Source organism: Halococcus sp. PRR34, from assembly GCF_028617175.1.
Taxonomy (GTDB): domain Archaea; phylum Halobacteriota; class Halobacteria; order Halobacteriales; family Halococcaceae; genus Halococcus; species Halococcus salifodinae.
Map to the genome: position 1 here is coordinate 71542 of NZ_JAQJDA010000014.1, position 18117 is coordinate 89658.

The following is an 18117-nucleotide window of genomic DNA, read 5'->3' on the forward strand; positions in this document are numbered from 1 at the left end:
TCGCAGATACCAAAGCTACCTGCGGAATTTAGGCTTCGGTTTTGATTTTCGAGTCCAGTCGTGCATGAGCAATCCATTTGCCTGCCTTCAGTCGATCTGGAAACGACTCTAAACTCGCCTCAGCTCCTGAAGAGACGTCGGTCGGCGCGCTCGTGTTCGGCGGATCTGATCTCGACCAGCGGCGCGAAGGGTGACATCCCCTCGAGCGTGCTGTCGGCGCTATCTTCGACTGCCGCGCTCATTACCGGACGCAAATCGTCGAGCACTCGTTGGACATCTGTGTGGCCCAGTCGAAGCAAGCGCTGTGCCGCCCCGAGCAGTCCCGTGACGAAACCATGACACGCAAGCAGACAGGCATCACGAACTGGCACGCCCTCGCGTTCCGTCACGAAACCGAGGACGACCGTATGGTTGCCGGGAACGTCTCCAGTCTCCACGAGCGCAGCGTACTCCTCGAGCAGACCGTCGCCGTGCAGGCCCGACTGGAGCGCAAGCAGCCGCTCGCCAGCAAGCGTCGAACTCTCGCGGAACTCGGCGGCGAGCGTAACGGCACTGAGTTGACGGTCGGCCGCCGCTATCGTTTCCGGATCGTTCTCGCTCGCCCCGGCGTGTGCAGCCCGGAGCGCCACGAGATCGCTTGGCCCGAACTGTTCCCGGAGATAGCTCTCCAGCAACGCGCGTAGGTCGTCAGTGTCGGTGATGGCATCATCGGCGACGAACTGTTCGATACCGTACGAGAGACTGTCGGTGCCGATGGGAAGAAACGAGTCCGCGAGCCGCAATCCAGCAAGCGTGGCTGCGTCGCTCATTCGTCGTCGCTCTCGATATTCCTGCTGTCGGTGGTGTTGTCAGCACTATGTGTCGTCCCGCCCGTGACGTGCGAGTGGTGCTGGCCGTCGCCGCCGTGAGTGTGGCCGTCTCCACCATGGGCGTGACCGTTTCCGGTCCGTCCGTGATCGTCGCTATCGTGTGTGTGGTCGTGAGTGCCCGCTTCGTCGAACAGCGTCGGCGAAACCTCTCGATACCCGATGGTCGTCCCACCGGGCAACAGTGGCCGGACCGCCGCTTCCATTCGGTTACGGTCGTCGGCAATGGAAAGGTAGGCCTCGTTCCCCTTGACGGCGAGCGACCAGTGGCGGTTGCCGACCGCGTGACCAAGTGCGACCGCCGCCGTGACGGTTGCCGTGTCACCGCCCGCAGCAGCGAAATCGAGCACCATCGCGGGAACAGTGTCGAGTGCGACGACTATCAACGAGCCATCGGCGTCGAGCACGTCGCCGTCACCGAGTTCTCGGCCGATGACGATCCCGAGATCGGTCCCGTCGTCGGTGCTCGTCCGAACACGCGAGCGCCGGCGCTCGGTGTCGTCGAGCGTGACCGTCGCGTGTTCCTCCCGCTCGACGCGCTCGGCGAGCGCCGCCTCCTCGACCGATCCGAGGTAGGTGTCGGCGACCAGCATCAGTATTTCCGCCGGTCGGGTGCCGGAGCCCCGAGCAGGTCGGTCCGCGCACGATCCCACGCCGCGTCGAGCGCGTCGGTGACCGAGTCGGCGCGGTGACCGAGCGCGCGAACGAGAACGCCCGCATCGTTCGGAAGCGTCGTCGCGCCGGCACGAACGTCGCTCCCTGTCACGCACTCGTGAAGTGCGTCGCTCAGGGTCGCCGAACTCGGCTGCTCGTCGGCACTGGTGGCGGTGGTCGTGGCTTCGGCGTCCGCCACGCACCCGTGATCGGCTCCAGACTCACGCGCGCGATCGGTCTCCATACTCGGCGTGAGGACGTACAGACTGCCGTACACCGCGAACTCGTTGAGAACGCCGGGAGCGTCCCGGTCGTCCGCGGTTGGGTGGAAATCGGTCGTATCGGCGACCAGCAACCCGTCGCCGTCACGGACTCGGAGCCGCGAGACGTACCGCTCGAACTCGAAGCGCTCCTCGCGGGCGAGTCGGCCCGGAACGACGACGTCGCCGAGGATTGCCGTCGCCCCCGACGGGACGCGAAGCGTCACGTCCTGCTGGTAGCGCGCGTCGGCGTTGAGGATCGTCGGTTCTGGCAGGTACTCGAGATAGCCCCCCGCAGCGACGTCGAGCGAGACTGCGGCGGCTGCGTAGTTGCGCTCCATCGAGAGTACCTTCGTTCGGCTCGCGGTCGAGACGTGTGCGATCGCCCCCTCGCCGGCCGAGACCTCGACCGAGCGGCGATCGCCCTGCGCGACGCCCCCCGTGGGCGACTGGATGTAGACCGTTGCGGCGTCAGGATGAGGATCATGATCGAGCGTCCGGCCGACGTGAAACGGGGCTCGTGCGAAGTCCCGAGCCAACTGCGTTCGGCCCGCCTCGTCCGTGGCGAAGGCGAGTTCGAGCTGTCCGTCCTTACCCGGTGCGCCGACGGATGCCTGCGGGATCGTCTCCGTGGCGTACCCCTCGAAGGCCGGATGCGGGACGTCGGCGGCCATCTACGCGAACAGCACTCCCTCGGAGAGGTGATCGAGAACGGGATCGATCCCCTCGCCCGCCCGACAGTTGGTGAGCGCGAAGGGTCCCTCCCGAACCTCGGCTGCATCCCGCGAAAGCGCGTCGAGATCCACGTCGACGTGGGGTGCGAGATCGGTCTTGTTGATCACGAGCAGATCACACTCCACAACTCCCGGTCCGCGCTTTCGCGGGATGTCCTCTCCCTCGGCGACCGAGATCACGTACAGCGAGTAGTCGGCGAGTTCCGGATTGAACGTCGCCGCGAGGTTGTCACCGCCGCTTTCGATGAGGACGAGATCAAGGTCGGGATGGTCGGCGAGGAAGGAATCGATCTGCGTGAGGTTCATCGAAGGGTCCTCGCGGATGCCGGTGTGGGGGCAGGCTCCAGTCTCGACGCCAGCGACCAGATCCGGTGGAATCAGCCCCGAAAATCGCTCGCGGAGCGCGTCGGCGTCCTCCTGGGTTAGGATGTCGTTGGCGATCACGCCCACGTCGAGGTCGCGCTCGGCGAGCCGTGGCACGAGTTCGGTGACCAGCGCGGTCTTTCCGGAGCCGACGGGACCGCCGATCCCGACCGTCGCTACGTCGCGGTGAGTAAGGCTCACGAGTCGGCCTCCATGGGGTCGGCTCGGTCCGCCGTTTCCATGCCTTCACCGTCGCTTTCCACGTCGCCTGCATCCGGGGTACGGATCGGGTCGTGGACCGTGACGAGTTTCGTGCCGTCGGGGAAGACCGGCTCGACCTGAATCGTATCGACCATCTCCGGGACGCCCTCCATCACGTCCGCCGTCGAGAGCAGTTGGGCAGCTTCGGTGCGGATCTCCGCGACGCTCCAGCCGTCGCGTGCGCGCTCGAACACCCAGTCCGAGACGTACGCAACGACTTCGGGGTGGTTCAGCGCGACGCCGCGCTCCTTCCGGCGGCGCGCGAGTTCGGCGGCCATGAACACCGTGAGGCGTTCCTGTTCTTTCGGGACGAGGTTCATCGTGGATCACTCATAGCATGTATCGCTGTGCGAGAGGGAGTTCGTCGCTCGGTTCGCAGGTTACCGGCTCGTCGTCGATCCGGACTTCGAACGTCTCGGGATCGACGGCGATATCGGCGGGTGTGTAGCTGTTGTAGTGCATTGCGGACTTGTCGAGGTTGCGGGTGCCCGAGACGGGCACCACGTGGCTGTCGAGGTCGTATGCGTCGCCTACACCGGCCTCGTGGGCGGCCTCGCTGACGAACGTCAGCGAGAGTTCCTGTTTCGCCGTACCCATCGCGCCGGCGCGCTCGCGCTGGAGGATCGGCTCGCAGGTCATCAGCGAGCCGTTGGCCTCGCCCATCGCCGAGGAGACGGGAAAGCCACTTTTGAACGTCACGTCGGGTTTGCTCCCGAAGAACTCGGGCTCCCACACCACGAGATCGGCGATCTTGCCCGGTTCGAGCGATCCCACGTACTCGTCGATGCCGGCCGTGATCGCGGGGTTGATCGTGTACTTGGCGAGATAGCGTTTGATCCGGTGGTTGTCCGCGTCAGTCCCGTTGCCCTCGGACTCCCCGTCGGAACCCAACGGTCCACGCTGAGTCTTCATCTTGCTGGCGGTCTGCCACGTCCGGGTGACGAGTTCGGCCATTCGACCCATCGCCTGGGAGTCGGTGGTCATCATCGAGATCGCACCCATATCGTGGAGCACGTCCTCGGCCGCGATGGTCTCGGGCCGGATGCGCGATTCCGCGAACGCCACGTCTTCGGGGACGTCGGGGTTGAGGTGGTGGCATACCATCGTCATGTCGAGATGCTCCTCGAACGTGTTGACAGTGTAGGGCATCGTCGGATTCGTCGAAGAGGGCAGCACCGTCGAGTCACCGACCATCGCCATGATGTCGGGTGCGTGGCCCCCACCAGCACCCTCGATGTGGAACAGGTGGATGGTCCGGTCACCGATCGCCGCTGCGGTGTTCTCCAGGAAGCCAGCCTCGTTGAGCGTGTCGGTGTGCAGACAGACCTGGATGTCGTGGGCGTCGGCCACGTCGAGACACGTATCGATGGTCTCGGGGGTTGCGCCCCAGTCCTCGTGGAGTTTCAGCCCACACGCGCCGGCCTCGATCTGCTCTTCGAGCGCGCCGGGCGCGGAGGCGTTGCCTTTCCCGTACAGGCCGACGTTGACGGGCCACTCCTCGGCGGCGCGCAAGAAGAGTTCGATGTTCCGTGGTCCAGGGGTACAGGTCGTCGCCCCGCCGCCGTATCCTCCGCCGAGCATCGTCGTGACGCCCGAGGCCAGCGCGTGGTCTGCGAGCTGCCCCGAGTTGAAGTGAACGTGGATGTCGAGCGCACCAGGAGTAACGATCTTGCCCTCGGCGGGATACACATCCGTACTTGGACCGACCACCATATCGACACCATCCATCGTGTCGGGGTTGCCCGCCGAGCCGATGCCAGCGATCTCGCCGTTCCGGATGCCGATGTCGGCGGCGACGATCCCTACCACGGGATCGAGGACCATCGCGTTCGTGAGCACCCAGTCGAGCGCGCCATCGGCTTGTGTCACGTGTGGTGTCATCCCCAGACCGTCGCGCAGCGTCTTCCCACCGCCGAAAACCGCCTCGTCGCCGTGCGTGCGCAGATCGTCCTCCACTTCGGCGAACAACTCGGTGTCCCCGAGGCGGACCTGTCCTCCAGTAGTCGGCCCGTAGAGGTCGGTGTACGCACGCCGCGAGAGATCCTGGGTCACGATGCACCGCCCTCCGCACCCTCCTCGTCTTCCGCACCGACGAAGCCGTTCTCACGCGCCCGTTCGAGCGCAGTGCCGGCGTTGTCGCCGTCAGTCAGTCCGTTCAGACCGTAAGCGCGCCCCTCACCACCAAGCGCGACCAGTTCGACGTCGGTCTCGTCGCCAGGCTCGAACCGGACTGCGGTCCCGGCGGGAACGTTCAATCGCTTCCCGAAGGCTATCTCGCGGTCGAACGCCAGCGCACGGTTGACCTCGAAGAAGTGGACGTGCGAGCCGATCTGGATCGGTCGATCGCCGGTGTTTGCGACAGCAAGCGTCGTGGTCTCGCGGTCCTCGTTGAGAGTCACGTTGCCGTCGCCAGGGCGCACCTCACCAGGAACGAGATCATCGGTCACGGCTCGAATCACGCGTTGGTACACACACTTTTGGAAAATCGTTCTCGTAGTGTCGGTTCGTCCATCATGATCGGCTGTGTCGTCCGATCAGTATAAACGCAGCGAGATAGCACAAAAATTGCCCACCGACGACTGCGTTCGCTCGTCGCCCACCGTTCGTCGCGGTTGTCGATCCAGGGGTCGTCTCTCAGTACTGATCCACAGAACGATCTGCACGCCGCAAGCGGTCCCTACCCTCCGGAACAGTCAGCGGGATCTCGTCGGTAGGGACGATCCCTTCGAAGAGACGCACCACTGCGGGCGGACGAAGCCCGTGTTTCTCCAACAAGGATCGGTCGGTCAGCACCTCTCGAACCCCGTCATCGGCGACGATCGAGCCATCCTGCCCGACCAGCACCACCCGCTCGGCGAGCAGGGGGACGAGATCCACCGACGGCGTGAACACGATTGTGGTTCCGTCGTGACGCTCCAGCAACTCCAAAATTCGCTCCCGGTAATGGATGTCCACCGCACCGAGCGGCTCGTCGAGCAGAAGTACGTCGGGGTTGAACGCGAGGACGCTCGCCACCGCCGCGCGTTGTTTCTCGCCGCCTGAGAGGCGGAACGGCGGTCGATCGAGGAGTTCCTCCAGACCGAGCTCGTCCGCGAGGGCGTCGATCCGAGCGGTCGCGGTCTCACGAGGAACGTCCAGTTGGGCCGGGCCATACTCGATATCCTCGCGGACAGTGGTGTTGAACAGGTAGTCCTCGGGATCCTGAAGGAGCACGCCGAGGCGCTCGCGGACCGCTTCGACGTCGGTCGTCTCGCCGAAGTACGTCACCGTTCCGGCAGTGGGTTCGACCAATCCTCCGAGCACCAGTTGAAGTGTGCTCTTGCCCGACCCGTTCGCACCGAGGACGGCGACGCGTTCCCCGGCAGCAACCGTCAGATCCACGTCCGCGATCGCCCTCGTGGTGTCGGGATACTCGTAGCTCACCCCGCGGGCGTCGATCACGCGATCCATCGAACGACCCCCGAACCGGCGATCGCAAGCAGCGCAACCGCGAGGAGTACGTAGTCGCCGCCCTCGAGCGCGCGGGAGCGCCCGTACGGCGAGGGCGGACGAGCGCCGCCGCGGGCCCGCATCCCGCGGCCGACCCGCTCGCCGCGGTCAAGTGTCCGAAGCAAGAACGTCCCCGCGATCCCTCGGGCATCGCGCCAGCCCCTATGAACGCTCGCCTCACCGGCGGTGCGGCTGTTTCGCGCGAGGATCAGTCGCCGGAGTTCGTCGAAGAACACGAAGAGATAGCGGTAGGTGATCGCGGTGACCCACACGATGGCGACCGGAACACGCAGGTCCCGCATCGCCGCCACGACGACCGAAAAGGGCGTCGTCAGCACCAGCAACGACAGCAATCCGACGCCCACGCCGACGCGCAGCGTGAACAGGAGCACGTACGCCACGCCGGCGTCCGTCACGGCGAAACCGGCCACCCCGACGAGCGTCTCGCCCGGCAACAGAACGGCCTGGGGAAGGACGATCACCGCCGAAGTGAGCGGGACGACCAACGAACGCGCGAGGAGCCGCCGTAGCGGGACCGACGAGCGCCACGCCAGTACCACCGCGACGCCCCCGAGCGAGACCACGACGGGAAGCGTTCGCGTGAGCATCACCGCGAGCGCGAGGCCGGCGACGGACAGCACGGCGACGCGCGGGTCGCGGGTCTGGAGAAACCCGTCCTCGGCCTCGATTCGTTCGGCCGCGAAGAAGTCCCGGAGTGCCGACGAGACGGTTTCGGTTGAGTTCGCGAGTTCCCCAGTCACCCGTCGAGGAGGCGTCCGACCCCGATCCCGACCCCGAGCGTGAGGGTCGTCCCGACCAGTGCCGAGACGAACGTTCCCGCAGAACCGGCCAGTCCGGGAACCGAGTAGTCAGGAAGCACTCCGGGGTTTATTGTGGTGGCGGCGTCGGCCGCGCCCGTCGCTTCGGCGGCGTTTTCGAGGGGTTCAGCGTAGCCGACCGCGCCCGCGGCCCACCCGAAGACGGGGGCGAGGACCACGAGGACGAGCAGACCGAGCACCGCATAGCGGACCCACGGTTTCGAGCGGACGGCACTCACGAGCCCACCTCCGATGCAAGCATGTCGTCTTCACGCCGGCCGAGCACGAGATCCGGACGGGCGCTCGACACGTAGCCGTAAACGCAGGCCGTGATCGCTCCTTCCACGAGACCCAGCACGGCGTGGCCGACACCCATGACCGACACCGTCGTACCCAGTTCGTACGCGAACGCCGAGGAGAGCCCGACACCGACGCCGACGACGAGCGCCGAGACCGTGATCGCGGCCCAGCCGGCCACGAACGCCGCCCCGGTCTCGTGGACGCCACGAAACGCCCGGAAGAGCGCGTAGCCTACGAGCACGTCCACGACTGCCATCGAGAACAGGTTCGCTCCCAGTGCGACGATGCCACCGTCGCCGAAGACCAGCGCCTGGATGGTGACGACGGCGGTCATGGCGAGTATCCCGAGGGAGGGACCCAAGAGAACGCCGGCGAAGGCTCCCCCGACGAAGTGGGCGCTAGTCCCTCCAGGGATCGGCCAGTTCAACATCTGTGCGGCGAAGATTCCCGCCGCGATCACCCCGAGCAGAGGAGTTCGTTCGTCGCCGAGTTCGCTTTGCGCCCGGCGGACGGCGAGCCCGATCGCCACCCCCGAACCGAGCCAGAAGGCCCCTGCCACCCACGGGTCGAGAAATCCGTCCGGTATGTGCATCGGTATCGAAGACGCCGCGGGCTGCCCTGGTAATACTTTTGTGCCGATTCGTAATACTGAGGCGGACAACGAGTCCTACTGGACGAAGCAACGATTAAACGGCCGGTGAGAGTACGCGCCGTCATGACCACCGACGTCGATCGAATGAGTGTCACCCTTCCACCGGATCTCCTCGCTGCGGTAGATGACGTCGTGGAGGCGGGCGGCTACGAGAGTCGATCCGAGGCGACGAGGGATGCGCTCCGGGCGTTCGTGACCGAGTTCAATCGCCAGACCGGACTCTCGGGACGCCTCAGCGGAACGGTCGTCGTGCTCTACGATCACGAAGCAAGCGACGTCACCGAGGAGATGACCACCCTCCAGCACGACTTCGCAGGCACGATCATCGCGGTTCATCACGTCCACCTGAGCGACCACCTCTGTCTGGAGTCGATCGCGGTTGAGGGGACCGGAGAGAACATCGAGCAGCTACTTGACCGGCTCCGGCCCGTGAACGGCGTCCATCGGGTCGAACTCGCCGTCATGGCAGCGGATCGGTGACACGGCTATTTTTGCGTTGCGAATCCAACATTCCGTCACTCACTGCGGGATTCTATTAACTACCTTAAACACCACCGTGGAAAGTGGTAAAGGCATAATATCCATACGAAAAGGTTTATCCACTATCTCCGATCCACGGTTGAGTGTCGAGAAAGCATGGACGACATCATCTGCTCTGACAGAAAATCCTGCACAAAGACAAAGATTTCCCGGCTTGAAATCGAAGAAATCGAAAAATCTTCGGGTGGCCGCGCATGAATCGGTCCGCGCCCACGAGTCGGCGGAGTTTCCTCACGGCGGGCGTTACCGCGGCGGGCACCGTGCTGGCCGGGTGCAGCGGTGATGTATCGGGGGTACTGGGCGGATCGTCGGGCGGTGAAACGGTCAAGCTCGGTATCCTCGAGGACCGATCCGGCAACTTCGCGTTGAACGGCACGCCCAAGTATAACGCCAGCATGCTCGCCGTCGAGGAACTCAATCAGAACGGTGGGATCCTCGACAACGAGATTCAGACGTTCACCCCTGATCCTCAGTCGGACAACCAGCGCTACCAAGAGCTCACGCGCCAGGCCATTCGAGACGAGAACGTCGATGCGCTTTGGGCTGGTTATTCCTCAGCGACCCGCGAAACCATCCGGCCGATCATCGACCAGAACGAGCAACTGTACTTCTACACCACACAGTACGAGGGCGGCGTCTGTGACGCTTACACCTTCTGTATGGGTGCGACGGCGCGCCAGCAGTTGGGCTCGGTGTTTCCCTACATGATCGAGGAGTTCGGCTCAGATGTCTACACCATCGCTGCGGACTACAACTTCGGCCAGCTCTCGGCGGACTGGGTGCGCGTGCTCGCCGACGAGAACGATGCTAACGTGATGGGCGAGGAATTCATCCCTCTCTCTGTCACGGACTTCGGCTCCACGATCAACAACATCCAGAACGCCGATCCGGACTTCGTGATGGCGCTGCTGGTCGGTGCGAACCACACCTCCTTCTGGAACCAGCGCACCTCCGCCGGACTCGAAGTGCCGATGGGCACCTCCACGGTGATGGCCCAGGGCTACCAGCACGAGCGCCTCGATCCGCCCGCGATGGCGAACGTCTACGGCGGGTTCAACTACATGCAGGAGATCCCCACCGAGCGCAATCAGGCGTTCCGGGATCGCTACTACGAGAAGTTCCCCGACGCGCCCTACATCAACGAGGAGGCGGTGAACAACTACTTCTCGATCAAGATGTACGCCCAAGCCGCCGAGGCTGTGGGCTCGACGAACCAGTCGGATATCATCGAGGAACTCGAAAGTGGAATGGAGATTTCGGCCCCTGAGGGCGACATCTCCCTGCAAGGACCGGTCCACCACATGACTCACAACATGCGGGTGTTCCGGTGTGACGCCGACCACAACATCACCGTCGAAGCGGAGGAGATGATCCCCGAGCAGTTCCTCTCCGAAACCGTTGGCTGTGACCTCACCGAGAACGAGGAGACCACCCAGTACGTCCCGGCAGACTACTTCGAGGAGGCCGACGCCACGCAATGAACCCGATCAACCTCCTCTTTCAGTTCGCCGATAGCTTCGCGTTCATCGTGCTCTCGGCGGTCGGCCTCGCCGTCATCTTCGGGATGATGGGCGTCATCAACCTCGGTCACGGCGAGTTCATCATGATCGGTGCCTACGGCACGACGCTGGCTGCGAACGCCGGCGTGCCGCTCGTGGCCGCGATGGCCGTCGGGGTTCTCGTCACGGCGATCTTCGGCTTCGTCGTCGAGCGGACCATCATCACCGGCGCGGCCATCAACTGGATAACCGAGCGGACACTCGGCCGATCCGTCATCGACCCGTTGTACGATCGCCTGCTGGACTCGATGGTGGCGACGTGGGCGATCGGGCTCTTGCTCACTCAAGGCATCCGGATCGTTTTCGGTAACTCGATTCCACAGCTCGGAACGCCGCTTGGCAGCGTCCAGTACGGCGCGTTCTCGTACTCGATCTATCGTGTCCTGCTCGCGGTTGTCGCCGTCTGTGTGCTCCTCGGGCTCTACGTCGTGTTCACGCGCACGGAGTTCGGCATCCGGGCGCGAGCGACGATTCAGGATGCCGACACGGCGCGCTCGCTCGGCGTGGACACCGACCGGATGTATACGACGACATTTGTGATCGGGTCGGCGCTTGCGGGCCTGACCGGCGCGCTGTATGCCCCCTCGCTCACCGTGGTCCCGTCGATGGGTTCGGCGTTCCTCGTGGAAGCGTTCGTCGCAGTCGTGGTGGGCGGCCCATCGGTCCTGTTCGGCACGACGCTCTCGGGAGGTGTGCTCGGGGCGATCAACGCGCTATTCACCAACCTGTACGGGACATTCTTCGGCCAGATCGCCATGCTGTTGACCGCCATTCTCGTCATCCGGCTACTGTCAAACGGGCTGACGGGGCTGATCGAGGACATTCGCGACCGCATGGTGGGTGAGTGAGATGAGACTCAGAAGTGCCTTTGATCGAGCACGTGCACCCTTCGAGGGTCCAAACACGACTGGGAACACTCGCAGGTTCTGGATCGGCTTTCTTTCGCTGTTCACATTGCTTCTAGTCTACCCATTCCTATTCGGAGGGTACGCTGCATCAAATGCTGCACAGTTTCTCTTCTCTGCGATTCTCGGGCTCTCACTGTGTTTCGTCTGGGGGTACGCCGGCATCCTCAGTTTCGGTCAAGTCGTATTCTACGGCATCGCCGGCTACACCTTCGGCCTCCTGAGCCTCAACTTCGGGAGCACGCTCGTCACCACGCTTGCGCTCCCGGCCGCCGTCGCGGTCGCCACGATCGGGGCGCTCGTGCTGGGGTACTTCATGTTCTACGGCGAGGTGCGCGATGTTTACGTAACGATCCTGACCCTCGTTGTGACGCTCGTGTTGTACACCTTCATGGGTCAGACCGCAGGTAGCGAGTGGGAAATCGGGTCGGTCGCGCTGGGTGGGTTCAACGGGATGCCCGCGATCCCGAACCTCACCTTCGGCGTTGGCGAGAGCGCCTTGCAGTTGTCGGGGGCGACCTTCTACTGGTTCACGCTACTCTCGCTCGTAGCGATCTATCTCGGCCTACGGGCGCTAGTGAACGGTCGACTCGGCTACACGATGGTTGCGGTGCGGGAAGACGAGGATCGCACACAGATGCTCGGGTACGACATCCGGCGAGTCAAACTTCTCGTGTTCGCCATCGGGGGTGCGCTGGCCGGCTTCGCAGGCGTCCTGTACGCGACGTGGGGCAACTACATCAATCCGGACGTGTTCGGGATCACCTTCGCTTCGATCCCTGTGGTCTGGGTCACTGTTGGGGGGCGGAAGTCGCTGTTGGGTGCGATCGTCGCCACAGTCCTCATCGAGTGGTTCCGCCAGCAACTCGCTGTCACGGGCAGTCAGTACGCCATCGTGATCGTTGGGGCGTTGTTGCTCGGGGTCGTACTCCTGATTCCCGAGGGGATCGTCCCGTGGGTGCGCACTCGATTCCAGAACGCTTCGAAGCGATCGGGATCGGCCGAGCGTACGGGGGTGGCCGAATGAGCGAAGCGGGCGACCGGACTGGTGAGACACGGGACCCAGCGGTCAGGGAGTCTCCAGCTGCGAAGGCAACCGGGCCCGGGACGGATACCGTGCTCCGAACCGAGGGCCTCACCAAGCGTTTCGGTGGGTTCACGGCGATCGACGAGGTCGACTTCGGGATCGAAGCCGGCGAACTCCGCTGCCTGATCGGACCCAACGGTGCCGGCAAATCCACCCTACTGAAACTGATCACTGGCCGCCACTCGGCTACCGACGGTCGGATCTACTACCGAGGCGAGGAGTTAACGCACTTGTCGCCCCACGAGCGCGTGGATCGAGGCATCGGCATGAAGTTCCAGGTGCCGAGCGTGTTCGGCGATCTCACCGCTGCAGATAACCTGCGACTCCCACTTCAACGAGTGACTGCCGACGCTGACCTTCGCGCGCGTGTACAGGCCGCCCTCGATCGGGTTGGACTGGCGGATCGGGCCGACACGCCCGCCTCAGAACTCTCCCACGGCGACCAACAGCACCTTGAGATCGGTATGGCGGCGGCACTCGACCCAGAGTTACTTCTGCTCGACGAACCCGTCGCGGGCCTCTCAATGGACGAACGCGACGAGGTCGCTAATCTCGTAACGACGCTTAATAACGACGGAATCGCCTTCGTCGTCATTGAACACGACATCGACTTCGTCGCCCGCATCGCCGAGGAGGTTACCGTGCTCCACCAAGGAGATGTCTTTCGAGAGGGCTCTATTGGGCAGATCCGCAACGACAGCGAGGTCCGCCGTATCTACCTTGGGGGTGAGTAAAATGCTGACCTGCGAGTCGCTGACAGTGGCGTACGACACGACACCGATACTCAGAAACGTCGACATCACCGTTGAAGACGGCGAAATAGTGGGCATCATGGGCAAAAACGGTGCCGGGAAAACTACCCTCATGAAGGCACTGATCGGCCTGCTCAACCCCCGTGACGGAACGATTAAATATGAGGGGACTGACCTCGCCGGCACCGCTCCCAACGAGCGCGCCCGGCTCGGTATGGGGTATATCCCCCAGGGTAGGGACGTATTCCCCGACTTGACCGTCGAGCAGAACCTGCTCGTGGGAGAGTCGATCAATGCAGCCGACACCGACCCGAGCTACGACCTCGTCTACGAATACTTCCCAATTCTCGAAGAGCGGAACGGGCAGAAGGCTGGCACCCTCAGTGGAGGTCAACAACAGATGCTTGCCATCGCGCGCGCGTTGGTAGGCAATCCCGACCTACTCCTACTTGACGAACCCTCGGAAGGAATCCAACCCTCAATCGTGGATCAGATCAGCGAGAAGATGCGAACCATTAACGACGAGAATGGTACGACGATTCTCTTCGTTGAACAAAATCTTGGCGTTATTCGCGGGATGGCTGACCGTTGTTATGCGATGAAACGTGGTGAGGTCGTGGACGAACTCACTGGCTCTGCCTTAGAGAACGAACGCCGGATCGCCGACCACCTCGCAGTCTAAGGACACAGCGCGAGCCGAACCGATATAGATGGAGGTATGATAATCAGAAATTTTCCAAAGCTGAAATATAGCTCTGTTGGGCACTGTCTAGTCAAAGTATGAGCAGTTCCTGGGTCTGGTGTTCATGCAACTCCAAGAACTGCTCAGAGAGACGTTGAACACGGCATCTATTGAGTGTTGGGACGAGGAGAGCACCCCGACGCCCGTCAGGGCGCTCGGGGTGCGACTCCATTCAGCGGGGCTGTCGCTGCGGGAGACGGCCGCGGTGCTGGAGCTGTTCGGCGTTTCCCGTTCGCATCAGGCGGTCTTCCAGTGGGTCCACCGCCTCGCCGAGTACCTCCCAGACCCGCCGCGGAGTGCTCCGCGGCGGGTCGCTGTCGACGAAACCGCGGTGCAGATCGGCACCGAGTGGTGCTGGCTGTACGCCGCGATCGATCTGGACTCGAAGCTGCTGCTCGGTGTGCGGCTCTCGCCGCGGCGGGGGTCTAGGGTCTAGCGTAACTTATTGACGTTCAGAAAACGGTCGATCCAGTCGGCAGCGAAGCTGAGGCGGTGTGTCAGCGTGAGGAACGTCTTCTCGACGAGAGCGCGGAAGTCATCCGCGCTCTCGGTCGAAATCGGCGAGATCGTTCGTTTGAGGGTATTCCAGACAGGTTCGATTGGCTGGAGATGCGGCGATGCAATAGGGAGAAAGATCAGTGTGATTCCCAGCTCCTCCGCTCGCGTGCGTGTGAACTCAGAGACGTGCGAGGAGAAGTTGTCCAGGACGAGCAGAATCCGACCTGCCGGATTCTGCTCGCGGATCGCTTCGAATACTTCCACGATCCGCTCCTTGTGAAGGCTCTCGATTGATTTGAGCACGCTCGTTCCGTTGATCGCGTAGAAGCCGACAGCTGCGGTTTTCACTCGCGGCATGTATTTCACGATGCGTGGCGTACCGAATCCCCAGAGCCGATGCCGATTTTCAGTCGGCATCGGCCACGACGCATCGAAAGAACCCAAGAACCGTCTCACCGGGATCAACGGCCTCCTCGTTGGACTCCTCGCCGAACGCCTTGGCGAGGCGTTCGGCGAGAATCTCTTCTGCATTCTCTGGTCGAGACGGCGTTTTTGGCCGTGGGATCGCGTACGACATCCCGTACACGCTTCGACAGAGTCGCCGAACGTGGCCAGGATGGTAGCTGACACCGAACTCGTCCTCAATCAACCGCGTGATTTCGCCGGTGGTCCACGGTTGGCCTTCTTCGAGGAGTCGCTGGAGATCACGTGACTGCTGATGTGAGAGCTTCGGGAGCCTGCCGCCCCCGAAGCGTGGGATGAGGCCAACGGGTCCATCTTGGTTCCAGCGTTCGAGCCACTGACTCCCGATGCCGCGACTCGCGCCAACGCGTGTAGCGGCTCCCTTGATCGTATCTCCAGTGTAGAGGTTGCTGATGAAGCAGAGTCGGCGGACGACTTTCGCGTCGTCCGCCTTCTTGATCTCCGATTTCAATTCATCGTCAGATAGGTGTTGTTCAACGATAGCTCGGCGCGTTCCCATTCGGAAAGATACGTCTCTGAAGGTCAAGAACTTGCGCTAGGTCCTAGTCCCCCGCCGCGGCGTTCCTCTCGGAACTGAAGGAGCGTCACGACCTCTCTGCGGCGGAGTTATTGGTCGACGGCTTCGGCTACCTAACCGCTCTCGCCCGCACCGATCTGAGCGGTCAGCTCGAGTACACTGAGCGTGATAAGATCGAGAAGTGGTTCCAGACGCTGAAAATGCGCGTCGAGCGCTTCCACAACACCTGGAACGGCGGGCTCGCCAGCGCTGCGCGCTGGCTCGCCGCCTTCGTCCACTATTATAACTTTCAGCGACCGAATCAGGCGCTTGATAACCGCACGCCAGTCGAGGAGGTGCTGAACCGTTGACTAGACAGTGCCCTCTGTTGAATCGCCATAAGTCGACAGAATTCGCTGTTTCACAGCTCGTTTGATGTTGTAAACGACACACATCAAAGTGATCTCCCGAAACTCACGTGAACCAAGTACGCGCTCGCATGAAGCGCTGGACGCGCTGGTGGACGGTCTTGTAGGTGACGTCGATCCCACGGTGAGGCTGCTGTAGGCTCGAACCGCAAAAACGCGCAGATCGAGAACAACCATTTGCGGAGTGCGATTTTCGAGTGAGCGGAGATCGTGCCGGTTTTGTCGTTGAACGTGCGGGCACAACCCTTACAGAGATACCGTTGAAACGGCCCATAGCTGCCGTTCTTGACCGTCAGGTCAGAACGCCAGTGAGGGCACCCAACACCATTACGCCAGCGCACCTGTTCCAGCAGGTCCGTTGCGACCGATTCCAACCCAAATACCTCGAGCGGAATCATTTGTGTCGGGCACCGCTGGCGCGGTGCCCCTGCTCTCTTCGGCTCTACAGCGACAGCTGAGCACTATCAACAATCTTCGACAGATGAGCGCTGTTCGAAACGGCAGCGACGAGGACGACATTGGCGAAGATAGGGCCTTCTCGAAACTCGACGATTTGCTCACATTCGTTGTAGATCTGGGTGCTGGTGATGTCGGCGGAGAGGAGATCAGGAGAAACTGGAGTCGTGAGAACGAGAGGTCAAGCGCGGTGGCCATGTCCCGCGCAGTGCTTGGTACGGCCGTCGCCGAACTCGGGCGCGAACGTCGTCCCAACGCAACATCTGCCGGAATCAAAACCAACGAGCGTCCGATTCCAACCGTCCGAGGCCCCGCTTTGTGGACGAAGAACGACCTTATACACATAACATTATACGTCATATTGGCCATACGAATACTAAGAGAGTCGAAAATCTTAAGATATCAACCCAACAGTTATGTAGACCCACTACCTGCACTTCCAGCGTGAGACTGATGACGAATATGGCCGAAATCGGCGAAAAGATAGACAGTTGCAAGAAAAATAGCACCAATACTGCGGGGGTGCGAGTATGATTGGGGGTGCGATGATTCCGCTCCAGGCGGGCGGGATGGAAGCGGTCGTCGAGAGCGTCAACCTCGTGTGGGTGCTCACGGTCACGTTCCTGATCTTCTTCATGCACGCGGGGTTCGCCATGTTGGAGGCGGGCCAGGTCCGCGCGAAGAACGTCGCCAACCAGCTCACGAAGAACATGCTGACGTGGTCGATCGGGGTCGTGGCGTTCTTCCTCGTGGGCGCGGGCGTCTCGTCGGTCGTCGGCGGGCTCACCGGTGGCAGCGGGGCCGCGCTCGCCGACCTGACCGCGGTCTGGAGCGGCGACTCGGCCGCGTGGGTGAGCTGGCTGTTCGGCGCGGTGTTCGCGATGACCGCCGCAACCATCGTGAGCGGTGCGGTCGCGGGCCGGTGTAAGCTCCGGGCGTACGTCGGCTACACGATCGTGCTCGCGGCGATCATCTACCCGGTCGTCACGGGCTTCACGTGGGCCGGTGGCTTTCTCGCCGACGTTCTCGGCGTGGGCTTTCACGACTTCGCCGGCGGGATGATCGTCCACGGGATGGGCGGGATTGCGGGCCTGACGGCGGCGTGGGTGCTCGGTCCGCGGATCGGGCGCTACGGCGACGACGGCTCGGTGAACGTGATCCCCGGCCACTCGATGTCCTTCGCGGTGCTCGGCACGCTGATCCTCTGCTTCGGCTGGTACGGCTTCAACGTCGGCACCGCGGCCGCGCCGCTCGCGATGGCCGAGGGTACGGTTGAGCTCGGCTCGTTCAGCTACGTCGGCCGGGTCGCGCTCACGACCACGCTGGGCATGGCCGCTGGTGCGATCGGGGCCGCCGGGGCTTCGTTCGCGAAGAACCGGAAGGTCGACACGCTGTACGTCGCCAACGGGATGCTCGCCGGTCTGGTCTCGATCACCTCGATCACCGACGCGATCGTCTGGCCCGGGGCCGTGGTCGTCGGCCTGCTTGCCGGCGTCCAGCTCCCGCTGGTCTTCGAGTTCGTCGAGAAGCGCCTCCGGATCGACGACGTCTGTGCGGTGTTCCCGGTCCACGGCTCGGCGGGAGTGCTCGGCGCGCTCGCCTTCCCGTTCGTCGCGGTCGACGGGTTCGCGGTCGATGTACTCGCCGCGCAGGTCATCGGCGTCGTCGTGATCGCGGGCTGGACGATCGTCGCGACTGCTGCGGTGTTCGGCGCGCTGAAGGCGGTCGGCCAGGCACGCGTCACGCCCGAGCACGAACGCGACGGGCTCGACAG

Annotated in this window: 19 protein-coding genes and 4 pseudogenes; 10 read left to right on the top strand and 13 right to left on the bottom strand. The window is 63.1% G+C overall.

Annotated features, from left to right (window positions below):
- Window positions 1–119 precede the first annotated feature (119 nt).
- The 11 genes from PHA81_RS15215 to PHA81_RS15265 form a co-directional block, all read right to left on the bottom strand.
- Window positions 120–809, bottom strand: coding sequence for an urease accessory UreF family protein (locus tag PHA81_RS15215; protein ID WP_273837427.1), 690 nt, complete (start codon window positions 807–809; stop codon window positions 120–122).
- A complete protein-coding gene (locus tag PHA81_RS15220) occupies window positions 806–1459 on the bottom strand; it encodes an urease accessory protein UreE (protein WP_273837428.1) in 654 nt (217 codons plus the stop codon). Before PHA81_RS15220 ends, PHA81_RS15215 begins: the two co-directional genes overlap by 4 nt.
- The gene (locus PHA81_RS15225) at window positions 1459–2454 is read right to left on the bottom strand and encodes an urease accessory protein UreD (protein WP_273837429.1); all 996 of its coding nucleotides are present in this window, start codon (window positions 2452–2454) and stop codon (window positions 1459–1461) included. The genes PHA81_RS15220 and PHA81_RS15225 overlap by 1 nt, the downstream gene beginning before the upstream one ends.
- Window positions 2455–3078 carry an urease accessory protein UreG gene (gene ureG, locus PHA81_RS15230; protein ID WP_273837430.1) on the bottom strand — a complete coding sequence of 208 codons (624 nt, stop codon included), beginning with the start codon at window positions 3076–3078 and terminating at the stop codon, window positions 2455–2457.
- On the bottom strand, window positions 3075–3458 hold the full coding sequence (locus PHA81_RS15235; protein WP_273837431.1) for an urease subunit gamma: 384 nt from the start codon (window positions 3456–3458) through the stop codon (window positions 3075–3077). The genes ureG and PHA81_RS15235 overlap by 4 nt, the downstream gene beginning before the upstream one ends.
- Before the next feature lie 10 nt (window positions 3459–3468).
- Window positions 3469–5190, bottom strand: coding sequence for an urease subunit alpha (gene ureC / locus PHA81_RS15240; protein WP_273837432.1), 1722 nt, complete (start codon window positions 5188–5190; stop codon window positions 3469–3471).
- Window positions 5187–5585, bottom strand: a complete 399-nt coding sequence (locus PHA81_RS15245; RefSeq protein WP_273837433.1) for an urease subunit beta — start codon at window positions 5583–5585, stop codon at window positions 5187–5189. The genes ureC and PHA81_RS15245 overlap by 4 nt, the downstream gene beginning before the upstream one ends.
- 187 nt (window positions 5586–5772) lie before the next feature.
- Window positions 5773–6588: an ABC transporter ATP-binding protein gene (locus PHA81_RS15250; protein ID WP_273837434.1), complete on the bottom strand. Its 816-nt coding sequence runs from the start codon at window positions 6586–6588 to the stop codon at window positions 5773–5775.
- Window positions 6576–7388: a cobalt ECF transporter T component CbiQ gene (gene cbiQ / locus PHA81_RS15255; protein ID WP_273837435.1), complete on the bottom strand. Its 813-nt coding sequence runs from the start codon at window positions 7386–7388 to the stop codon at window positions 6576–6578. The genes PHA81_RS15250 and cbiQ overlap by 13 nt, the downstream gene beginning before the upstream one ends.
- The gene (locus tag PHA81_RS15260; protein ID WP_273837436.1) at window positions 7385–7684 is read right to left on the bottom strand and encodes a PDGLE domain-containing protein; all 300 of its coding nucleotides are present in this window, start codon (window positions 7682–7684) and stop codon (window positions 7385–7387) included. The genes cbiQ and PHA81_RS15260 overlap by 4 nt, the downstream gene beginning before the upstream one ends.
- Entirely contained in the window at window positions 7681–8337 is a 657-nt protein-coding gene (locus tag PHA81_RS15265) for an energy-coupling factor ABC transporter permease (protein ID WP_273837438.1), read from the bottom strand. The genes PHA81_RS15260 and PHA81_RS15265 overlap by 4 nt, the downstream gene beginning before the upstream one ends.
- A gap of 123 nt (window positions 8338–8460) precedes the next feature.
- On the opposite strand from PHA81_RS15265, the gene nikR reads away from it, so the two are divergent.
- From nikR to PHA81_RS15300, 7 genes and pseudogenes are all read left to right on the top strand, one after another.
- On the top strand, window positions 8461–8877 hold the full coding sequence (nikR, locus tag PHA81_RS15270) for a nickel-responsive transcriptional regulator NikR (protein WP_273837441.1): 417 nt from the start codon (window positions 8461–8463) through the stop codon (window positions 8875–8877).
- Window positions 8878–9131: 254 nt separating this feature from the next.
- Window positions 9132–10418 (top strand): urea ABC transporter substrate-binding protein, encoded by a 1287-nt coding sequence (locus PHA81_RS15275; RefSeq protein WP_273837443.1) that lies wholly within the window; start codon window positions 9132–9134, stop codon window positions 10416–10418.
- Window positions 10415–11344 (top strand): urea ABC transporter, permease protein UrtB, encoded by a 930-nt coding sequence (urtB, locus tag PHA81_RS15280; protein WP_273837444.1) that lies wholly within the window; start codon window positions 10415–10417, stop codon window positions 11342–11344. The genes PHA81_RS15275 and urtB overlap by 4 nt, the downstream gene beginning before the upstream one ends.
- 106 nt (window positions 11345–11450) lie before the next feature.
- A complete protein-coding gene (locus PHA81_RS15285) occupies window positions 11451–12428 on the top strand; it encodes an urea ABC transporter permease (protein WP_273837446.1) in 978 nt (325 codons plus the stop codon).
- The gene (locus PHA81_RS15290) at window positions 12425–13222 is read left to right on the top strand and encodes an ABC transporter ATP-binding protein (protein WP_273837448.1); all 798 of its coding nucleotides are present in this window, start codon (window positions 12425–12427) and stop codon (window positions 13220–13222) included. Before PHA81_RS15285 ends, PHA81_RS15290 begins: the two co-directional genes overlap by 4 nt.
- A gap of 1 nt (window position 13223) precedes the next feature.
- A complete protein-coding gene (locus PHA81_RS15295) occupies window positions 13224–13922 on the top strand; it encodes an ABC transporter ATP-binding protein (protein WP_273837449.1) in 699 nt (232 codons plus the stop codon).
- Window positions 13923–14046: 124 nt separating this feature from the next.
- Window positions 14047–14409: pseudogene (locus tag PHA81_RS15300) on the top strand (DDE-type integrase/transposase/recombinase); the annotation flags it as partial.
- 5 nt (window positions 14410–14414) lie between these two features.
- Here the strand turns inward: PHA81_RS15300 and PHA81_RS15305 are convergent.
- Window positions 14415–15462, bottom strand: a pseudogene (locus tag PHA81_RS15305) (IS630 family transposase).
- A gap of 50 nt (window positions 15463–15512) precedes the next feature.
- Between PHA81_RS15305 and PHA81_RS15310 the strand changes: the two are divergent.
- Window positions 15513–15830, top strand: a pseudogene (locus tag PHA81_RS15310) (DDE-type integrase/transposase/recombinase); the annotation flags it as partial.
- A 121-nt stretch (window positions 15831–15951) separates the two neighbouring features.
- Here PHA81_RS15310 and PHA81_RS15315 read toward each other — a convergent pair.
- Window positions 15952–16285, bottom strand: a pseudogene (locus PHA81_RS15315) (IS1595 family transposase); the annotation flags it as partial.
- 2 nt (window positions 16286–16287) lie between these two features.
- On the opposite strand from PHA81_RS15315, the gene PHA81_RS15320 reads away from it, so the two are divergent.
- Both PHA81_RS15320 and PHA81_RS15325 read left to right on the top strand, forming a co-directional pair.
- On the top strand, window positions 16288–16791 hold the full coding sequence (locus PHA81_RS15320) for a hypothetical protein (protein WP_273837450.1): 504 nt from the start codon (window positions 16288–16290) through the stop codon (window positions 16789–16791).
- An 82-nt stretch (window positions 16792–16873) separates the two neighbouring features.
- A partial coding sequence (locus PHA81_RS15325; RefSeq protein ID WP_273837451.1) for an ammonium transporter occupies window positions 16874–18117 on the top strand: 1244 nt, incomplete at its 3' end.